The sequence below is a fragment of the Lactobacillus isalae genome (genome assembly GCF_947539375.1).
Lineage (GTDB): Bacteria > Bacillota > Bacilli > Lactobacillales > Lactobacillaceae > Lactobacillus > Lactobacillus isalae.
In genome coordinates, this window is record NZ_OX443569.1 from 587184 (window position 1) to 608270 (window position 21087).

A 21087-nucleotide genomic window follows, 5' to 3' on the forward strand; every position below is an offset into this window, starting at 1 on the left:
AATGGAAAAGATAAAAATAATTTCAATCGACGTTGATGGAACATTGTTAAATTCCAAAAAGAAGTTAACGCAAAAGGTAAAAAATGCAATTTTGAAAGCTAAAAATGCCGGAATAAAAATTGTTATTGCTACCGGGAGACCATTAAGTGGTGCAAAGCAAATCCTTGAAGAGTTGGGCTTAGATAATCAAAATGATCAATATGTTGTTTGTTTTGGTGGTGGCGTGGTTGAAACAACTTCTGGAGAAGTATTATTTGAAAAGAAATTAACTTATGATAATTATTTGGATTTAGAGACAATTGCCTTAAAATTAGGTTTGCATTTTCATGCATCAGCTCCAGATCGAATTTATACAGCAGATCGTGATATTGGCGATTATACTTTGTATGAGGCTAATTTAGTGAATTTAGGAATTTCTTATCGAACTCCAGAGGAAATGAAAAATATTCCAATTATTAAATGCATGTATGTAGACGAGCAAAAATTGTTAGATAAGAAAATTGCAGACCATACTCCGTTTTCTCATCTTGATAATGAAATTACCTTTACTAAAACTGCACCATTTTATTATGAAGCTAATCCAAAAGGGGTCTCAAAAGGAAATGCTTTGGAGTTTTTATGTAAAAGATTAAATTTAAGTAGTAAAAATTTAATGGCTATTGGTGACGAGGAAAACGATTTAAGTATGATCAAATATGCAGGAACTGGGGTAGCTATGGGAAATGCCGTGCTAGCTGTTAAGAATGCAGCTCAAATGATTACTAAAGATTGTGATCATGATGGAGTTGCAGAAGCAATTGAAAAAATTCTGTAGATAAAATAAAAGACTTTCGGAGCAATTTCCGAAAGTCTTATTTAATTTCTTAACGATGTTTAGGTGGCATTTTTAATCGCCTTTGTTTGAACAATTCCATTATTAGCTGGAAGAGACCATAGACAATTAACAAAATGCCTAAAATAATTACTGCTTGTCGACTGAAATAATTAGGATTTACAATTACGATAATTCCTGCCGCAAAAGCAATTAAGCTTTCAAGTGTATCAATGATATTTCTAAAAATACCGTTTTTTTTGTTTTTAACAATAACATTACGCAACCTGACATAGGCAAAACCAATTAGAAAGATTCCTAAGACATAATGAGCTAGGAAGGTTAATAAGCGGTTGTTAGAAATAATTGCAACAGCTAAAGCAAAGACAATCAGATAGGTAATGATAAAGAAACGTTTCGGCTTAGGAAGCAAATGAGAGTTAGCTGCTTCGATAATATGATAGCCACTCCAGCCAACACAAAAGATAGCAACTAAGACACCAAAAGCTCGATAGGCATAATCCGGAGTCATAAGATCTACAATACCTAAAATAATTAAAACCCAGCCGATAATGGAATTAGGTGTTATAAATAATTTTTCTAGGTGAGTTGCCTTGATACTACGCCAAATTGTTTCCCATAAACTGCCAAGCACAAACCGAGTTCTTCGTGATGAATCGGCAAGTGAAAAGAGGATTGCACCGAATCCACCAAAACCGTTTTTATTAAGTTCAGTAATTTTGGTCGCTCCACTAGCAGCAAAAGCGTTGAAGAGGTCATTAGTTAAAGCTTCACGCTCTTGAAGATTTGCTTCGCCAATCCATTGGTTGATAATTTGATTGTATATTTTAGAAGTAGGATTACGGTGGGCTCTGGTGATAAAATGAGAACCACTTACCTCCCAGCTCATTGGATCGTGTTGAGCAAGTTTAGGTCGATCGCTGACTAAAATTGTTGGAGTAATATTTTCTGGTTCAAAAAGACGTCCAATAATACTAAATTCTGGGACATAGCGCTTTAACTTATCAGTTACCCCATCGACTTGAGTACTTAAACCTGGACTGTCAAAAGTATAAATGGTTTTAATTTGTTCTTTTAGATTGTCTGGTAAGTTAACCGCCGCGTATTCTGCTAGATTTCCACCTTTAGAGTGACCAGCTAAGCTATAAACTTGCTTGGTGGTTTTTAAGATATTAGTAAGATACTTTAAAGCGTATTTTTGGGCTCCGGTTGTTCTAAAACTAATTTCAAAGTCCTCTTTCCAGCCAACTAAAGAATCATCGGTACCCCTAAAAGAAATATAATTAGTATCATTATCGAGACTAATTTTGACTGCAGAAAATTGAATTCGGTCAGTTAGAACGTCTGCGAAATAAGATAATTTAGCATCCCCAAATCGAACTGAATTAGCCATTAACTTAAGTAAATCCTGATACTTATAATGATCTAGATTTTGATTTGATGAATTAAAATATTTTTTTGCAACTTCTTTAATTGATACCTCTTTGTCTGAATCGGAAACAATTCCATCAAGATGGATATAAGAAAATGTGGCAATTACTAACGCGTCTACTTCATCAAATGGTCGTGCAGAAAGGGAAATATCGCCACGCCATTTTATATAAGACAAAATATTATTTGTATCCATATTTTATCCATCCTTTCTGCCTATTATAATTATTTATTATAAATAAAAATGTTGTATTTTTTATTAACAAAATGCTAATAAAAGGGAAAATCACTTACTCTTCTTAAGTCTAACACATGTTGTAATGAAGGAATGGATTAACTTGGAAATGGAAGAATAGATCTGAGTCTGTTGCTACGAAATAGAGTTAATAAAATTATGTGTAAGTTTATTAGCACTAGTACGATAAAAAAAGCCAATATCAACATTGAAATTCCAGTCAACTTCTTTCAAAACAAATGGCTTACACAAATCAGAAAGGGATTGAGGAACTAAAATAAGTTGATTGCTTAATAAAGCTTCGTTAACAGCGGCTCTGTTGTAGACAGCATAATTTTGAATATTGATGTTTTTACAATGTTTAGTTAAATAAGTTTCTATTTCAGGAGTTTTATTAAAAATACTTTTTTTAATTAGTAAAATAATTTGATCCTTTAAATCATTCATACTTATAATTTTTTTAGTAGCCAATTTGTTTTTTGGTGGAACTCCTATTAAAAGGGGAGAAGTTGAAACTTTTTTGAATAAAAAATCCTGTTTGGGCATAGGTTCGCTAGCGTAAATCGCTTCTATTAAATCAACATCGCTGGGAATATTTTCATAATCTTTAATTTCTTTGAATTTAAGTTCGAAGAATTGATTTTTAGAGAATTTGTTCCAGTAATCTTCAAGAAAATTCGTTGTACTAAGATAACCAGTTCCAACTATAATCGTATTTTTATAGTTCTGCATAATTTGGCTAGTTTCTGAAAAAATATTTTGTATTTTTCGAGCTTGAATTAAAAATATTTTACCAGCCTCAGTTAAATAGACACCGTGTGAATTACGGTCAAAAAGAACACAATCGATCTTTTTTTCTAATAAGTTGATTTGTTGTGTGATTGCCGACTTTGAAATATATAGTTTTCTTGATGCAGCTGAAAAACTTCCTAATTCTGCTACAGTAATAAAAGTATTTAATTCTTGAGTATACATAATTTTAAGCCCTTTCAGAGTTAAGTCTAACCTTTACTCTGCGTTAGTACAATATAGAAAGCCTAAGCTTAATAAACTCATATAATGAAGATAGAAATGAGGTGTCGGATATGGAGAAATACGATATTGCTGTTGTAGGTGCTGGTGCTTCGGGTATAAGTGCTGCTCTTGCTGCGGCGCAAAATGGTGCAAAAGTAGCCTTGCTTGAAAAGGGAAATAAATTTGGTGGTGCCGGAATGTTTGGCGCACAAGGACTTTTTGCAGTTGAGAGTGAAGCTCAAAAGGCGAGTGGAGAAAAATATAGTATTAAAGATGCATATGAGGAGATTATTAACTATACTCATCATTCTTCAAATGCCAGAATGACTAAAAAAATCTTAGAAAAATCAGCTTCAACCATTCAATGGATGAAAGATAATGGATTAGATACTGAATTAGTAACTAATACGCAAGAGGTTCATCAAAATCATCCGAGAACTTACCATCAATTTATTGATAAGTTTAATGGTTTTAGAAGAGTAATGGATAATTTTATTAAGGCTGGTGGGGTCTTAATGACTGAAACTACTGGTAATAAAATTATTAGAAATGAAAATAATGAAGTAACTGGACTTGAAATAATTAATAAAGGAAAGGCCGTAACTTTAGCAACTAAAGCCGTCATTTTAGCTGATGGTGGTTTTGTCGGAAATAAAGATGAAATTAGTAAAAGCTTAGCAATTGATCCAAATAATTTATATTCAATGGGTGAAAGAAAAGCAACTGGTGACGGATTGCGAATGCTAAGAGAAGTTGGCGGGATAGACGATTATAAGCGTATTTTTGAAAATCATGCCGCTACGGTCTTTTCAAAGAAAAATAGAAAATGGCATAACAATACTATATTTACCTTAACAAATCTTCCATTTTTATGGGTCAATAGCGAGGGTAAAAGATTCACAAATGAGGATATAGTATATGACTTTGCTCTCTGGGGCGATACAGTCTATGCAAATGGTGGCTATTATTATTTCTTGATTGATCAAAAATTAGTTGATTATTTAAAGAAAAATGCCCTGAATTGGACCAATTCATTCGAACGAACTTTTAGACTTTTAGATGGTAAACCAATGACTTATAAGGTTGGACCGTTTGAGAATATTGAAGGAGATTTGCGAGAAGCAATTAATGAAGAGGCTGCTGTTAAGGCAAATAACCTTAAAGAACTTGCTGAAAAAATAAACGTTAGTCCTGATATTTTAACGCATGAGGTAAGTCGATATAATCAATTAGTAGAAAATGGACAAGATACTGATTTTTACAAGAATAATAAGTTCATGAATATAAAAGTCCATGAAGGTCCATTTTATGCTGTTAGAGCTAACTCAACTACTTTAGGAACTGTTGGTGGAGGACTAGTTACTGAGAATTTTGAAGCTTTGAATGCTAAAAGAAATATAATTCCAGGTGTTTATGCTGTTGGAAACAATGCTTCTGGTTTATTTGATTCTTCATATCCTACAATTGAAGGATTAAGTAATGCCTTTGCTTGGAATTCAGGTAGAATTGCTGGTGAAAAGGCTAGTGAATTTGTAAAAAGATAATTAGTAAAACACCAAAAAACAGACATGATGTCATCTTTACGACGGATCATGCCTGTTTTTAATTTTATTCAAATATTAATTATTAAATTGCTTGCTCCAAGCCCAGGGATCTTTATGCCAGGTCTTTAAGACATCATATTGTTCACTAGTAATATGACCTGATTCATTTTCTTTTTTAAGCAATTCAGGGTAGGAGAGAAGCGGTGCATATTTCACATTTGCTTTTTTAAAGTTTTCTTTGGCATCTGGTAGGTAATAAGTGAAGATTGAAGAAACTCCAATTACTTGACCACCATCTTTTTCTGTTGCTTTAACTGCATTGAGGACTGAACCACCAGTAGTAATTAAATCATCAATTAAAACTATTTTGTCATTTTTAGAAAAACGTCCCTCAATTTGGCGACCTTTTCCGTGGTCTTTTGGCTTAGGTCTAACATAAATCATAGGTAGATGCAGTTTTTCAGCAACTAGAGCAGCATGTGGAATTCCTGCAGTTGCAACGCCTCCAATGATTGTTGCTTCAGGAAATTCTTTTGCGATTAAGTTAGCTAAGTCACTGGCAATCGTATCGCGTAATTCAGGATAGGAAACAGTTAAACGCAAGTCTGTATAGATTGGGGAAAGCATTCCACTAGCGTATGTAAATGATTTGTCGGGTGAAATAGTAATAATTTTTTCTTTGATTAATTGGCTGATGATTTGATCTTTATGCATTTTAGTTGAACTCCTTTTTAATTGCTTCATATGCTGCTTCTGGGTCACTTGCTAGGGTAATTGGACGGCCTACAACAATAGCACTTGAACCCCATTCTTTTGCTTGAGCTGGCGTTGCTATTCTAGATTGATCATCTTTGGCGTTTCCTGCTGGGCGAATGCCAGGAGTGACGTATAAAAAGTCATCGCCAACATTTTGGCGTAAATTATTAACTTCTAACGGTGAACAAATTACTCCATCAGCTCCTGCTTTTTTAGCAGTATTAGCTAAACTTAAAACTTGCTGATTCATTGATAGATTACAATTTTGTTCTTCATGCAAAATATCATCAGAAATTGAAGTTAATTCTGTAACAGCTAGTAACTTAGGGACGTTTTTACCGACCGGTGTGCCAGCAATTAAGCCATCTTTTGCTGCTTTAATCATTTGACTGCCACCTAATGCATGAACGGTAGTATAAGTAATTCCTAAATGAGCCAATGCTTTAGCACCATTATAGACGGTATTAGGAATATCGTTCATTTTTAAGTCTAAGAAAATCTGGTAACCTTGCTTAGACAAATTTTTAACAATTACTGGTCCTTCATTAAAAAAGAGTTCCATTCCGATTTTAATAAAAACATTTTCTGCTTTACCAAGTTTAGGTAAGAGCTCATTTAATTTTTTTTCATTGTCTAAATCTAAGGCAACGATAACTGGTCTTGTCATTTTTCCTCCATAAAAAAAGTCTATACCGAGCGCAGAGAGACACTAGGTATAGACTTTTCCAGATAATTTAAGCCAATAAGTTTTAACTTGCGGTCTCTCTGTACCGTTTAAAGTTTAATCAAAATGAAGTTTAGCACCTTCGGTCGAGAATTACAAATAAAATTTTTAACTTTGAAAAAATAAAAAAAGCGTGTACAATCAGTTCTTGAAAAAATAATCGAATGACAGTGAGCATTCATTTTGGAGGAAAATATGATTAATACGCACGTAAAATTACCAGGATTAGATTTAAAAAATCCAGTTATGCCAGCAAGTGGAACTTTTGGTTTTGGGGATGTACCTGCAGCTAAGAAGTTTGATTTAAATGATTTAGGTGCGATGGTTATTAAGACAACTACACCTCATGCAACTACTGGTAACCCTCAACCACAAATATCAGTCTTGAATACCGGGGTTTTAAATTCAGTAGGTTTAACAAATCCTGGTGTTGATGCGGTGATTAAAGATAAATTGACTCCTCTGCGCCAGAATTATCCCGATTTACCAATCATGGCTAGTGTCGGAGGGGAAGATGAAGCAGGATATGTTGAAGTAGCCAAGAAATTATCTGATTCTGGTTTAGTTAATGCCTTAGAAATTAATGTTTCTTGTCCTAATGTACATCAAGGCGGCATGAGTTTTGGAGTTCATCCAGAAGTTGTTGAATCTTTGACTAAGAAAATTAAAGCAGTTACTAGTGTTCCAATTTATGTGAAGCTAACGCCTAATGTGACTGATATTACGCAAATCGCTAAAGCGGCTGAGAAAGGCGGAGCTGATGGGTTATCTTTGATTAACACTCTTTTGGGAATGGACATTGATATTGAAACTAGAAAGCCAAGTCTAGGTCATAATATTGGTGGACTCTCTGGCGAAGCTGTTCAACCAGTAGCACTTAGAATGGTTTACCAAGTTCGTCAAAGTACAAGTCTGCCAATTATTGGCATGGGCGGCATTAACTCAGCTAAAGATGTAATTAAATTTATGTTGGTCGGTGCAAATGCTGTTGCAGTAGGTACTGCTCACTTTAAAGACAGTATTGCGTCAAAGCATATTGCCGATGATTTGCCAAAGGAATTAGAAAAGTTAGGCATTGAAGATATTAATGACTTAATAAACAAAGTTGAATTTAATTAAATTGCTTGACAAAAATCTTAAATTACAGTAATTTTAAAGCAATGAATGTCCTTTAAAATTAGTCCCGTGAGGCTAGCAAGGCAGGCTTAAATAAGTATGACTTTACTATAAGCTCCTAGTCTCAAATAACTAGGAGCTTTTTTCATGGGCAAGACCAGGAGGGAAAATATGGCAAAGGAAATTTGGGATGCATTAGCAATGAAGCGTGCATTAACTCGAATTACTTATGAAATTATTGAACAAAATAAGGGAACCGATAATCTAGTTTTGATCGGAATTAAGACGCGTGGTGTTTACTTAGCTAAGAGAATTCATGATCGTATTCAAAAATTGGAAGATGTTGATGTTCCAGTTGATGAATTGGATATTACGCTTTACCGTGATGACCGTCATGATGCTTCCTTGAAGCAAGATCCAGTGATTAATTCAAACAAAATAAGCGTTGATATCAATGATAAAAAAGTGATCTTAATTGATGATGTAATCTATACTGGTCGTACAATTCGAGCAGCAATGGATGCATTAATGGATGATGGACGTCCAAGTTCAATTAAAGTAGCAGTTTTGGTAGATCGAGGACATCGAGAATTACCAATTAGAGCAGATTTTGTTGGTAAAAACATTCCAACAGCAGCTGACGAACAAGTTGCAGTTAAGATGGTAGAAAAAGATGGTAAGGATTCAGTTGAACTAAAATCTTTACCAAAGTAGTTTAGAAATATTAATTTAATAGTCAACCATTTAATTGACTCCAGAGAGGGCCAGAAGGGTTGCTATATTTTTCGTATGCCAGAATATGAAAAATAGGCCTGGAGCAATTAAATGCTTCAGGCCTTTTTGTTTAGAAAGAATAAAAAATGGAAAAATTGAATCTTGTTAGTTTACCACATTTCGTTAGCGTAGAAAATTTAAGTGTTGAAGAAGTTGAAGCTCTAATTAAGCGTGCAGAGTACTTTAAAAATGGTGGAGCAAGACTTCATTTAACTCAACCAGTGTATATTTCAAACATGTTTTTTGAAGATTCAAGCAGAACGCATACAAGTTTTGAAATGGCTGAGAGAAAATTAGGTTTAACTGTAATACCTTTTGATCCAGCTCATTCTTCAGTTAATAAGGGAGAGACACTTTATGATACGTCTCTGATTATGGATGCAGTTGGCGTAAATGTTGAAGTGATTCGTCATCCACAAAATGAATACTATCAAGATTTAATTAGTCCTAAAAAGCATCAACATTTAAATATTGGCGTGATCAATGCTGGGGATGGAAGTGGACAACATCCTAGTCAATGCTTATTAGATATGATGACTATTCATGAACATTTTAATCATTTTAAAGGATTAAAGGTTGCAATTGTTGGTGATATTACTAACTCACGTGTTGCAAAGAGCAATATGGAATTATTGACTAGACTAGGTGCTGAAGTTTACTTCTCGGGTCCTGAGTACTGGTATTCAAGTAAGTTTGATAAATATGGAAAGTATGAAAAGCTAGATAAACTAATCCCGGAAATGGATGTCATGATGCTCTTGAGAGTGCAACATGAAAGACATAGCGATGATCCTAACGAAAAGAATTTTGATGCCAAAGCATATCATGATAAATATGGCATTAACCATGAACGCTACCAAGCACTAAAGCCAGACGCAATTATTATGCATCCGGGCCCAATTAATCACGATGTTGAGTTAAGCGGAGACTTAGTTGAAAGTGACAAGTGTATGTTTACTCGCCAGATGCAGAATGGTGTATTTATGAGAATGGCAATGATTGAAGCAGTTTTGCGTGGAAGAAAATTGGGAGGACTTAAGTAATGGCAACTGTAATAAAAAATGGAACAGTTTACCAAAATGGTCGCTTAATTAAGGCCGATGTCTTAATTGAAGATAAAAAAATTAAGGCTATTGGAGAAGACTTGAAGGCTGAAAAGGTAATTGATGCAAAAGGGATGCTCGTTAGTCCTGGATTAGTGGATGTTCATGTTCATTACCGTGATCCAGGCCAAACCTATAAAGAAAATATCAAAACTGGTAGTCAAGCAGCTGCCCATGGCGGTTTTACCACTGTTGGTGCAATGCCAAATGTTACTCCCGTTCCTAATACACCTGAATTAATGAAAAAAATGGTTGAGGAGAACAAGAGCAAAGGAATAGTTCATATTTTTCAATATGGCCCAATCACTAATGATGAAACTACCGACATTATCCCTGACTATGCAGCTTTAAAACAAGCTGGCGCCTTTGCCCTAAGTAATGACGGACATGGCGTTCAAAATGCGCAGACAATGTATTTAGCCATGCAAAAGGCTAAAGAAAATAACTTAATTATTGCTAGTCACGCACAAGATGATTCACTCTTTAATAAGGGAATAGTTAATGAAGGCATAGCTGCTGAAAAGCTAGATTTACCGCCAGTTACTGAACTTGCAGAAACTACGCAAATTGCTCGTGACCTGCTTTTAGCACAAAAGACTGGAGTTCACTATCATATTTGCCACGTTTCAACCAAGACGAGTGTTGAACTTGTGCGTTTGGCTAAAGCACGTGGAATTAACGTAACTTGTGAAGTTGCTCCTCACCACATTTTATTGACTGACAGCGATATTCCTAAAGACAATGGCTATTTCAAAATGAATCCACCTCTAAGAAGCAAAGAAGATCAAGCAGCTCTTTTAGTAGGTCTCTTAGACGGAACAATTGACTTGATTGCTACTGATCATGCACCACATGCAAAAAGTGAAAAGCAGGGCGGTATGAAAGATGCAGCTTTTGGAATCACTGGTAGCGAGACTGCGTTTAGTACGCTCTACACTAAATTTGTAAAAGAAGAAAAAGTATTAAGTCTTGAACAGCTTTTGGCACTTTTTAGTGATCAGCCTGCTAAGGTATTTGGAATTAAGAATGCAGGAGTTCTAGAGCCAGGAAGAAATGCGGATATTGCAATTTTTGATATTGAACATGAAAACGAAATCAAGGAAGCGGATTTTAAGTCAAAAGGTGTAAATACGCCATTTACTGGTCAAAAAGTATATGGCGAAACAGTGATGACGCTTGTTGATGGTGAAGTTGTATATCAAAGGGGAACAAAATGAAACGCTACTTAATTTTAGAAGATGGTAGTATTTATGCAGGAGATGCTTTTGGCGCAGATTGTGAAAGCAGTGGTGAAGTTGTTTTTACAACTGGTATGACTGGCTACCAAGAAGCAATTACTGATCAAAGTTATGCTGATCAGATTTTAGTTTTTACTAATCCATTAATCGGAAATTACGGAATTACTCTAGCCGACTATGAATCGCTTGAACCACAAATTAAAGGCGTGGTCTGTCACCAGGTTGCTCGTCGTCCAGATAACTGGAGAATGCAGACGACTTTACCGAAATTTTTAAAACAATTAAATATTCCTGGGGTGCAAGGAATTGATACGCGTGAATTGGTTAAGAAACTTAGAATTCACGGTGCTTTGAAAGGAAAAATTACTGATTCAAAAGAAAATGCTGCTAAAATTGCACAAGAATTAAAAGAAAAAAATATTACTCAAGGTGTGATTAGCCGAGTTTCAACTAAGAACTCTTATCCAGTTCCAGGATCTAAACGTAATATTGTTGTTATTGATTTTGGAATTAAGCATAGTATTTTACGAGAATTAGCTGAAAGAGACTGTAACTGTATTGTTTTACCTTACACTGCAACTGCTGATGAAATTTTAAACCTTAATCCAGATGGTGTGCTTTTATCAAATGGCCCAGGAGACCCAGAAGAAATGATTGAAGCCGCAAAAATGGTTCAAGAAGTTGAAAAACATGTTCCTTTGTTTGGAATTTGTATGGGACACCAAGTTTTTGCGCTTGCTAATGGTGCTAAAACCTACAAGATGAAATTTGGACACCGTGGTTTTAACCATCCAGTAAGAGAGATTGCAACTGGTAATATTGGTTTTACTTCACAAAATCACGGTTATGCAGTTGATCCCGATTCAATTGATAAAGAGAATTTAATGATTACTCATGTTGAGGTAAATGATGGTACCGTTGAGGGGCTACGCCATAAAAAATACCCTGCATTTTCAGTCCAATTTCACCCTGATGCAACACCAGGACCTCATGATGAAGACTCACTATTTGATGATTTTATGTCAATGATTGACCAAAGAAAGGAAGAAGAGCGTCATGCCTAAGAGAACAGATATTCATAAAATTATGGTGATTGGTTCTGGTCCAATTATTATTGGTCAAGCTGCTGAGTTTGATTATTCAGGAACGCAAGCTTGTTTAGCTCTTCGCGAAGAAGGTTATGAGGTAGTTTTAGTTAACTCAAATCCGGCAACAATCATGACTGATACAACCATTGCTGATAAGGTCTACATTGAACCATTAACAGTAGAATCAATTTCTAGAATTATTAGACAGGAATATCCAGATGCAATTCTACCAACTCTTGGAGGCCAAGTAGGGTTAAACATGGCCCTAGCTTTGGCTAAAATTGGAATTTTAGATGAATTAAATATTGAGCTATTAGGGACAAAATTATCTTCAATTGAACAGGCAGAAGATAGAGAGAAATTTAAAGAATTATGTAAAAAATTAGGTGAACCTGTTCCTCCGTCGAAAACTGTTAATACGGTTGAAGATGCTCTCGAATTTGGAGATGAAATAGGCTATCCAATCATTGTTAGACCAGCATTTACAATGGGTGGAACTGGTGGCGGAATATGTCATAGTGATGAAGAATTAGCTGAAATTGTAAAAAATGGATTAGAACTTTCGCCAGTTACTGAATGTTTAATTGAAAAATCAATCGCTGGCTATAAAGAAATTGAGTTTGAAGTAATGCGCGACCACGATGATAATGCGATGATTGTTTGTTGTATGGAAAACTTTGATCCCGTCGGAATTCATACAGGAGATTCAATTGTTTTTTCACCTAGCCAAACTTTAAGCGATAAAGAATATCAAATGCTTAGGGATTGCTCTTTGCGTTTGATTCGTGCTCTTAAAATTGAAGGTGGCTGTAATGTACAGCTTGCCCTAGATCCAAATAGTTTTGAATATGATGTGATTGAAGTTAACCCAAGAGTGTCAAGGTCGAGTGCTCTTGCTTCAAAAGCGACAGGTTATCCGATTGCTAAAATGGCAGCTAAAATTGCAATTGGGATGACTTTAGATGAAATTAAGAATCCGGTAACTGGAACTACTTATGCCGAATTTGAACCAGCATTAGACTATGTTGTTTGCAAAATTCCACGTTGGCCATTTGATAAGTTCTCTAAAGCTGACCGTACTTTGGGAACGCAAATGAAGGCAACTGGTGAAGTAATGGCGATTGGTCGAACTGCTGAAGAAGCAATGCAGAAGGCAGTAAGGTCACTAGAAATTGATGAAAAAGATTTATTTTCCGAAAAAGCTCACCAAGCAAGTGATGAAGAAATAGAACAAAAATTAGTTAAAGCGCAAGATGATCGTCTTTTCTATTTAGCTGAAGCGTTTAGAAGAGGATATAGCATTGAAGATGTACATGAATTAACCAAAATCAATTTCTACTTCTTAGATATTGTTAGTCATATGGTAGAGATGGAAAAGTCCATTAAAGAAAATAAAGATGATCCTGAAATTTTATGTTTAGCTAAGAAGTATGGCTTTAGCGATCCAACTATAGCTGCTTTATGGAATGAAAAAACTGATCAAGTTAGAGATTTACGTAAAAAGCATGGTATTATCCCGGTTTATAAAATGGTTGATACGTGTGCAGCCGAATTTGAATCAAAAACACCTTACTTCTATTCAACTTATGACGGCGAAAATGAATCACATAAGTCTGGAAAGAAATCAGTTATTGTTATTGGTTCTGGTCCAATTAGAATTGGACAGGGTGTTGAGTTTGATTATGCAACAGTTCACTGTGTTAAAGCACTGCAAAAAATGGGCTATGAAGCAATTGTTATTAACTCAAACCCAGAAACTGTTTCAACTGATTTTTCAATTTCGGATAAACTTTACTTTGAACCTTTAACATTAGAGGATGTCTTAAATGTTTGTGACTTAGAAAAGCCGGAAGGTGTCATTGTTCAATTTGGTGGTCAAACTTCTATTAATTTAGCGGCCGGTTTAGAAAAGCATGGCGTTAAAATTTTAGGAACGACGGTTAAAGATCTTAACCGTGCAGAAGATCGTGAATTATTTGACCAAATTATTAAAAAACTTCAGCTTAACCAGCCAAAGGGGTTAACTGCTACAACGCATGAGGGAGTAATTAAAGCTGCTGAAGAGTTGGGATACCCAGTCTTAGTTCGTCCAAGTTATGTGCTTGGGGGAAAAGCAATGGAAATTGTTTATAGTAAGAGCGAACTTGAAGAATATTTGCACGATCATGTAGATATTGCAGCCGATCATCCAATTCTAATTGATGATTACTTAGATGGTCGAGAATGCGACGTTGATGCAATTTGTGATGGACATGATGTCTTATTGCCTGGAATTATGGAGCATATTGAACATGCTGGTGTTCACTCAGGTGATTCAATGGCTGTTTATCCACCACAAACATTTACTGATGACGTCAAAGAGAAGATTATGGACGTTACTCGAAAACTTGCCCTTACACTTAATTGTATTGGAATTATGAACATTCAGTTTATTGTAAGAAATGGCGAAGTTTATGTAATCGAAGTAAATCCTCGTGCAAGTAGAACAGTACCATTTTTAAGTAAGATAACTGGAATTGAAATGGCGCAAGTTGCAACTAAAGTAATTATGGGAGAAAGCTTAGCAGAGCAAGGATATAGCGATGGTCTTGCACCAGAGCCAGAAATGATTAGTGTTAAGGCTCCTGTCTTTAGTTTTAGTAAGCTAGCAGATGTGGATTCATATCTTGGACCTGAAATGAAGTCAACTGGCGAAGTAATGGGAAGCGACCATACTTTTGCTAAAGCACTTTATAAGGCCTTTGCGGGAGCTAAGATGCAGCTACCTGAAAACGGAAATGTTTTATTGACAATTGAAGATAGAGATAAAGATAAGATTTTACCAATAGCTAAGCGGTTTGCTAGAATTGGTTATCGAATCTTTGCTACCAAGGGGACAGCTGACTTTTTAAAGAATAATGGCTTGCATGTTGATTTAGTAACCAAAGTTCATGAAAACGAAAATGAAGATGATAATATCTTGAATGAATTAAGAGATGGAAAGATTGATCTAGTGATTAATACCATGGGACATGATATTGAAAAGAACTCGGATGGCTTTATTATTAGACAAATGGCCATTCAACAAAATGTTCCATTGTTGACTGCTCTTGACACAGCAGATGCCCTTTTAACTTCTCTTGAAAATAGATCATTTGCGACAGACGCCTTGAAATAGAAAAAACTTGATTAAGGAAGAGATATAATGGCAAAAGAAATTTGGGATAAGCTTGCGATGAAGCGAGCTCTTGTCAGAATTACATATGAAATTATTGAAAGAAATAAGGGAGTAGAAGACCTAGTATTGGTAGGTATTAAGACGCGTGGAGTGTATTTAGCTCGTAGAATGCGTGACCGACTTAAAGAGGTCGAAAAGGTAGAGATTCCAGTAGGTGAATTAGATATTACTCCTTATCGGGATGATCAAAAAAGCGACCCTAGTCAAGTAACAATATCTGATTTAGAGCCTGCAGATCTGGATATTACTAATAAAAATATTGTCTTAGTAGATGATGTTCTCTATACTGGACGTACAATTAGAGCAGCAATGGATGCCTTGATTGCAAATGGTCGACCAAAGTCGATTTCTGTAGCTGTTTTAGTTGATCGAGGACATCGAGAATTACCGATTAGAGCTGATTTTGTGGGTAAAAATATTCCAACGTCACTTAATGAGCAAGTAGCGGTTAATGTCAGTGAAATTGACGGTATTGATAGCATTGAACTAATCAATTTGAAATAGAAATTTTAATCAAAGAAAATAAGCTGTATCATTGTTTGTAAAACTGATACAGCTTACTTGTTATTATTTAATTTCATTACATTATATTAAAGTTGCACCCAGCGAATTCTTAAAGTGGTCTAATGCCCATTCTTGTCCATGCTCGGTAAATGTTGTAACTCCCTTAGTTGGAATAGTGATGCCGTAATTTAAATTATAGGCACTAACTGCTGTGTGAAGAACACAAATATCAGTACATACTCCAGTTAACCAAAGATCATCAATTTTACGCTCACGTAAGTAATTATCAAGATTGGTATTTTGGAAAGAAGAGTAGCGATTTTTATTAAACTTATAAATACGATCGCTAGACTTATGATTTTCGTACCACTCTTTTAATTTGCCATATAATTCTTGACCAGGGGTGCCAACAATATTATGTGGCGGAAATAGTTTGTATTCTGGACTGAATGTATCTCCCGTATGACCATCAGTTGGAAAAATTACGTAATCACCATTTTCATAAAATTGATCTGCAAGCTCGATTAAATAATCTTCTAGCTTTTGGGCTGGTTTACCACAAGTTAATGATCCATTGTCTGCAATAAAGTCATTAGTGTAGTCGATAATTAGTAATGCTTTTGTCATGTTATTCTCGCTTTCTAAATAGTTAATATAAGTATACTATTTAGAAATAAAATTAGGTAAAAATCTGATGTGGTATACGTAATTGATTGTTACGAATGATTTTATTTGGATTTAAAAGAGACATGTAACTGCCTTTTTTGTTACATGTCTCTTTTTCATATTTATTGAATTTATGAACTATCCCGAATTACGTAAGCCAGAAGTTACCCCATTAATAGTAATTGGTAAGATGCTTTCGTAAACACCAGCAATTTCATCTACACGATCTCGTTTAATCATCTCAATTTGAATGTAGTTAAGAATATTAAAATATGGCATCCGGTAATTTAAGCTCATCTTTAGACTTGGATTATCAGCTAGTAATTCTTTGTTACCTTCAATTTGAAGAATTACTTCTTTAGTGAGCTTCCATTCTTGGTAGATAGTGTCAAAGACCTTCTTAGTATCTTCATCCTCACATAAGTTCGCATATTGTTTAGCAATATCCATGTTAGATTTTGATAAAACCATATCAACGTTAGAAAGTAGGGAATGGAAGAATGGCCAGCCTTGATACATCTTTTGCAAAGTTTCTAAATTATGAGAATCTGCATCGATAAAGTGCTTAAAGGCAGATCCAACTCCATACCAACCTGGGAACATAATTCTACTTTGTGACCAGGAGAATACCCAAGGAATAGCTCTTAAACCAGAGAAGTCAGTGATTTTCTTTCTTGCAGCTGGACGAGAACCAATATTTAAGTTAGAAATTTGCTTAATTGGGGTAGCTTGCAAGAAGTAGTCAAGAAAGGCAGGCGTTTCAAAAACTAATTTACGGTAAACTTTATTGCTATCAAGTACAATCTTATCCATTGAATCACGGAATCCGCCAATGTCATCTTCGCTTACGATTTGTTTAGAAACAATTCGGTCGATTGTTGCTGAAGCAAGCATTTCTAAGTTGTAGTAGGCAGTGTCTTGATTACCATATTTATTTTGAATGATTTCGCCTTGTTCAGTCATTCGAATTCGGTCATTGATTGAGCCGAAAGGTTGGGCAGTAATAGCTTCATATGAAGGACCACCGCCACGGCCAACAGTTCCACCACGTCCGTGCATGAAGGTAATGTTAACGCCTAGTTTTTTGCCCATTGCTGTTAAATCTTTTTGTGCCTTGTAAAGGTTCCAGCAGGAAGCTAAGTAGCCGCCATCTTTGTTAGAGTCGGAGTAGCCAAGCATGATTTCTTGGTAATTATTTTGAGAAGCAAGCCACTTTTTAACAATATCTAAGTTTAAAAACTCTTTCATGATTTCACGAGAGTTCTCTAAGTCTTCAACTGTTTCAAATAATGGAACCACTTGAATACGAGCTCCTTGATTATCTAAGAGATCGTATTCTTTGAGCATAATTGCTTGCTCTAAAAGGTCGGAAACACTCTCTGTATGAGAAATAATATGTTGCTTAATTACATCTTCACCAATTCGGTCTTTAAGTTGACGTGCGGTCTTATAGATCTTTAATTCTTTTTGAAGTAGGTCAGACTTAAGCTTGTTATTGGCATGAAGATTACGTGGATCGTCATTTAGCTCTTTAAGTAGAACTTGAATCTTATCTTTTTCTGATAATTCGCTGTAGTTATCGCAGATACCAGCACTCTTGAGTAATTCTGCAACACATGCTTCGTTTACGCTAGAGTCTTGACGCATATCAATTGTTGCCAAATGGAATCCAAAAATATCGATTGCTTCTAAAAGTTCAGTGAAGAAACTTCTGATGACTGCCTGGTCGTGATCTTGCTCAAGGGATTCTTTGATCGTAATTAAATCTGATTTGAAATCTTGGGGATTCTTGTAAACCGGAATTTTGTCTAAGTTTTCTAGGTCACGTTTTTTAACAAAACTATTTTTATCAGCTGTCCCTAAAAGAGTGTATTCAGTATGAAGTAAACGGCTCTCAATATAGTAGAATGCACGACGGTATGGCTCATTAGTTCTAAATGGTGAATCGTCATTTGAGAGCTCTGAAAGCTTTTCAACCGCTGAGGAGGTCTTCATATAAGAAGTTGACATTGAAATAGTACGATAAAGCTTGTTTAGCTTTTTGATGTAATATTCAAAAATTACCTGGCTTTGTAAACTTGCACTTAACTCTAAAGTATCAGCAGTTACATAGGGGTTACCATCTCGGTCTCCGCCGATCCACATTCCCATAGTAATTGGAGTTGCACCTTTAAGATCTAATTTATGCTTCTTAGCTAATTCTTGATAACGAGCTGTGAACTTAGTAATTGCTGGAATTAAAGCCTTAGGATAGTAGGCTAAAACATTAGTAATTTCGTTAGAAACTTGCAATTTATGACTACGGATAATATCTGTCTGCATCAAAATTTCAATATAGGCACGGAGCTTTTCAGTCCATTCAGCCTGATTGATAGTTCCACTTTTAACTTCACGATAGCTACGTAATAAGCCATGGATCTGATCAGTTAATTCAAGAACAGTTTTTCTTTGAACTTGAGTTGGGTGAGCAGTTAAAACAGGTACAACATTAACGTGCTTTAAGATTTCACTAGCATTTTCTTTTTGTGCAACTAAATCAATTGTATCTTCAAGCTTGCCAAGATAGTCTTGATCAGTATTATTGAGTAAGTTAACTTCGCTTGCTAATTCTACATCTTCAGAAATATTAACTAACAAGGGTAGCGTCGCAAAGTAGCGGGCAACAACAATCATCTCTTGATTAGTTAAACTAGCAATTTGTGTTTCAAGAGCATCATAGTCTTTTTGAGCAGAGATTTTGATTAAGTCTTGAATCTTGTTAAAAACAACATCGCCACTCAACTGACGCGTACTTTCGTTAAGCAAGTTGGTTAAAATTTTAACCTCTTCAGCAACCATAGCGTGGTCGCTACTATTTTCTAACTTCTTGATGGACATTAAAAAGTTTCCTCCTTTTTGTGAAAGATTTAACATAAGGATATCACAGATTCTTATGTTTGAATATTAGTTTGAAACATAATTTTTTTGAGCTTTTTCAAACATTGCTAAAACCTTGGTGGCCGAGTTTTCAATCGAAAGTGATTTAGCATAATTTTGATAATTTGAACTCATTGTTTTTAAGTCTTGAGAGTGAGTAATCCAGTAATCAATTTTCTGCGCTAAAATTTGTTTACTGCCGGCTGGAAAACGATTTTGAGAACTTAAAGCATAGGCACTAGTCGAAGAAAGTGGACTTTCTGCAATTACTGGAACACAGCCAGTTGCGAAAGCTTCCATACAAGCCATTCCTTCTACTTCGACATTAGCGCAATGAACAACAATATTTGATTGTTTCATTACTTGTTTTAGTTCATCTCTGCTATAAAAAGCAAGCTGGGCATTAATTTTTAACTTGCGGCAAAGTTCAATATATTCAGACTTTAGTGGACCTTTACCTGCTAGGATGAGATGAATTTTGTTTTTATATTTGCTGAGTGAAATAGCTTTAATCAGGGTCTTTTGATCTTTTTCATTAGAAAAGCGTCCAATCGAAAGAATCGTGAAGGAATCATTTTTTAGATCTTGCTGATTATCTTGTAAGTAATAATCACTAATGCCGTTTGAAATAGTTATTAGCTTAGATTTGAAATGATAATTTTGCAATCTTTGTTTGACTTTAGCTGTTGGACACTGCAAGTAATTGCAATAATTAAAGGTAGTATCACGAAAAAGCTTCATGAAAGTAGAGTTGATGTTAGGGTGATCTAAGATAGGAACAGAAGCAGTTAAATTTTCAGGATAAAGGTGAAAAGTACCAGTAATTGGCTTCTTGACTCGTTTAGCAATTTTACCTGCACAAGCGCAAACTGGGAAAGGGTCTTCCAAGTGTACTAGATCAGCCCATTTAACAGCTTTTTCAATGGTTTTCTTTTCAGGTTTAGCAAAATGAAATCCTTCTTTAGCAATTATGTTTTTAAAAATTGGAATAGTCATTATTGGAAGTGGATAGTCAGGCTCTCCACCAGCGATCGAAGCTAGAACACGTACTTCGTGCCCCATTTTTTGGAATTGTTTAACAAAGCGTTGTGTAGAAATTGACATGCCATTGCTTTTATTGAAATAATCATCGATGACAATTAAAATTTTCATGATTATCATCCTCTCTAATACTAGATTTATTTTAACAAGTAAGGAAACTGAAGGGAAAGAAATGAGCAAGTATCAAGAGTTAAGACAAAGGTTAATTGAGAATAGCAATTCAGAAATAGCTAGTCAAATGGAAAGCTATTTGAGAAATAAGTTCAAGTTTTTTGGTTTGAAGTCTCCAGAACGTAGAAGAAGTTATCATGATCTTATTAAGTTAGAAAAAGCAAATAAAAAAATTGATTGGGATTTTTTAGATCAAGCATGGGGAGATGAACATCGTGAAGCTCAATATTTTGTTTGCGATTATCTAATTGCATTAGAGAAATATCTCACATTTGAAGATATTGACCATATTTCAAATTATGTAAAGTCTAAACAGTGGTGGGATACAATTGATAGTTTAATTAAGCCAATTGGAAAAATAGGTTTAAGGGATGATCGAGTAAATGATTTAATGCTAGCTTGGTCAAAGGATGACGACTTCTGGGTCAGAAGAGTAGCGATCGAACATCAGCTTTTGCGAAAAGATAAAATGAACATTGAATTACTAAATGCAATTTTAGAAAATAATTTAGGTAGTTCAGAATTCTTTATTAATAAGGCAATTGGTTGGGCATTACGCGATTATTCTAAAACTAATCCAGACTGGGTGAAACATTTTATTAGCAAGCATCATACTGAGATGGCAACTCTTTCAATTAAAGAAGGAAGCAAGTATTTATCATGAAGTTTAGAAGTAATTTGATCAAGCATTGAAGTCAGTAGATTAAAAAAGAACCG

At 35.1% G+C, this 21087-nt stretch carries 17 protein-coding genes; 10 read left to right on the forward strand and 7 right to left on the reverse strand.

All coding sequences use genetic code 11. The features are described 5' to 3' along the window. The first annotated feature begins 1 nt into the window (after nucleotide 1). Nucleotides 2-814, forward strand: coding sequence for a Cof-type HAD-IIB family hydrolase (locus tag QM512_RS02875; RefSeq protein WP_282806018.1), 813 nt, complete (start codon nucleotides 2-4; stop codon nucleotides 812-814). 49 nt (nucleotides 815-863) lie between these two features. On the opposite strand, the gene QM512_RS02880 is transcribed toward QM512_RS02875, so the two are convergent. After that, nucleotides 864-2459, reverse strand: a complete 1596-nt coding sequence (locus QM512_RS02880; protein WP_282806019.1) for an Mbeg1-like protein — start codon at nucleotides 2457-2459, stop codon at nucleotides 864-866. A gap of 174 nt (nucleotides 2460-2633) precedes the next feature. Beyond that, a complete protein-coding gene (locus tag QM512_RS02885; protein WP_282806020.1) occupies nucleotides 2634-3473 on the reverse strand; it encodes a LysR family transcriptional regulator in 840 nt (279 codons plus the stop codon). A 110-nt stretch (nucleotides 3474-3583) separates the two neighbouring features. Between QM512_RS02885 and QM512_RS02890 the strand changes: the two genes are divergently transcribed. Then, a complete protein-coding gene (locus QM512_RS02890; protein WP_282806021.1) occupies nucleotides 3584-5056 on the forward strand; it encodes an FAD-dependent oxidoreductase in 1473 nt (490 codons plus the stop codon). A gap of 75 nt (nucleotides 5057-5131) precedes the next feature. Here QM512_RS02890 and pyrE read toward each other — a convergent pair whose 3' ends face one another. Then, a complete protein-coding gene (pyrE, locus tag QM512_RS02895; RefSeq protein ID WP_282806022.1) occupies nucleotides 5132-5770 on the reverse strand; it encodes an orotate phosphoribosyltransferase in 639 nt (212 codons plus the stop codon). Between the two features lies 1 nt (nucleotide 5771). After that, nucleotides 5772-6479 carry an orotidine-5'-phosphate decarboxylase gene (gene pyrF, locus QM512_RS02900; RefSeq protein WP_282806023.1) on the reverse strand — a complete coding sequence of 236 codons (708 nt, stop codon included), beginning with the start codon at nucleotides 6477-6479 and terminating at the stop codon, nucleotides 5772-5774. Between the two features lie 252 nt (nucleotides 6480-6731). On the opposite strand from pyrF, the gene QM512_RS02905 reads away from it, so the two are divergent. The 7 genes from QM512_RS02905 (at nucleotide 6732) to pyrR (QM512_RS02935) (ending at nucleotide 15576) form a co-directional block, all read left to right on the forward strand. Further along, nucleotides 6732-7655 (forward strand): dihydroorotate dehydrogenase, encoded by a 924-nt coding sequence (locus tag QM512_RS02905; protein ID WP_282806024.1) that lies wholly within the window; start codon nucleotides 6732-6734, stop codon nucleotides 7653-7655. A 168-nt stretch (nucleotides 7656-7823) separates the two neighbouring features. After that, the gene (gene pyrR, locus QM512_RS02910; protein WP_282806025.1) at nucleotides 7824-8366 is read left to right on the forward strand and encodes a bifunctional pyr operon transcriptional regulator/uracil phosphoribosyltransferase PyrR; all 543 of its coding nucleotides are present in this window, start codon (nucleotides 7824-7826) and stop codon (nucleotides 8364-8366) included. A 146-nt stretch (nucleotides 8367-8512) separates the two neighbouring features. Further along, the gene (locus QM512_RS02915; protein ID WP_282806026.1) at nucleotides 8513-9469 is read left to right on the forward strand and encodes an aspartate carbamoyltransferase catalytic subunit; all 957 of its coding nucleotides are present in this window, start codon (nucleotides 8513-8515) and stop codon (nucleotides 9467-9469) included. Further along, nucleotides 9469-10746 (forward strand): dihydroorotase, encoded by a 1278-nt coding sequence (locus tag QM512_RS02920; RefSeq protein ID WP_282806027.1) that lies wholly within the window; start codon nucleotides 9469-9471, stop codon nucleotides 10744-10746. Before QM512_RS02915 ends, QM512_RS02920 begins: the two co-directional genes overlap by 1 nt. Further along, nucleotides 10743-11831, forward strand: coding sequence for a carbamoyl phosphate synthase small subunit (locus tag QM512_RS02925; protein ID WP_282806028.1), 1089 nt, complete (start codon nucleotides 10743-10745; stop codon nucleotides 11829-11831). The genes QM512_RS02920 and QM512_RS02925 overlap by 4 nt, the downstream gene beginning before the upstream one ends. Continuing rightward, entirely contained in the window at nucleotides 11824-15012 is a 3189-nt protein-coding gene (gene carB / locus QM512_RS02930; RefSeq protein WP_282806029.1) for a carbamoyl-phosphate synthase large subunit, read from the forward strand. The genes QM512_RS02925 and carB overlap by 8 nt, the downstream gene beginning before the upstream one ends. A gap of 27 nt (nucleotides 15013-15039) precedes the next feature. Beyond that, nucleotides 15040-15576, forward strand: a complete 537-nt coding sequence (gene pyrR, locus QM512_RS02935; protein ID WP_282806030.1) for a bifunctional pyr operon transcriptional regulator/uracil phosphoribosyltransferase PyrR — start codon at nucleotides 15040-15042, stop codon at nucleotides 15574-15576. A gap of 81 nt (nucleotides 15577-15657) precedes the next feature. Here pyrR (QM512_RS02935) and QM512_RS02940 read toward each other — a convergent pair whose 3' ends face one another. The 3 genes from QM512_RS02940 to QM512_RS02950 all read right to left on the reverse strand — a co-directional run bounded on the left by QM512_RS02940 (nucleotide 15658) and on the right by QM512_RS02950 (nucleotide 20310). After that, nucleotides 15658-16203, reverse strand: a complete 546-nt coding sequence (locus QM512_RS02940) for an isochorismatase family cysteine hydrolase (RefSeq protein ID WP_282806031.1) — start codon at nucleotides 16201-16203, stop codon at nucleotides 15658-15660. A 177-nt stretch (nucleotides 16204-16380) separates the two neighbouring features. Next, on the reverse strand, nucleotides 16381-19119 hold the full coding sequence (gene ppc / locus QM512_RS02945) for a phosphoenolpyruvate carboxylase (RefSeq protein ID WP_282806032.1): 2739 nt from the start codon (nucleotides 19117-19119) through the stop codon (nucleotides 16381-16383). Between the two features lie 66 nt (nucleotides 19120-19185). Further along, on the reverse strand, nucleotides 19186-20310 hold the full coding sequence (locus tag QM512_RS02950; protein ID WP_282806033.1) for a glycosyltransferase: 1125 nt from the start codon (nucleotides 20308-20310) through the stop codon (nucleotides 19186-19188). A 61-nt stretch (nucleotides 20311-20371) separates the two neighbouring features. Between QM512_RS02950 and QM512_RS02955 the strand changes: the two genes are divergently transcribed. Next, the gene (locus tag QM512_RS02955) at nucleotides 20372-21034 is read left to right on the forward strand and encodes a DNA alkylation repair protein (RefSeq protein WP_282806034.1); all 663 of its coding nucleotides are present in this window, start codon (nucleotides 20372-20374) and stop codon (nucleotides 21032-21034) included. Nucleotides 21035-21087 lie beyond the last annotated feature (53 nt).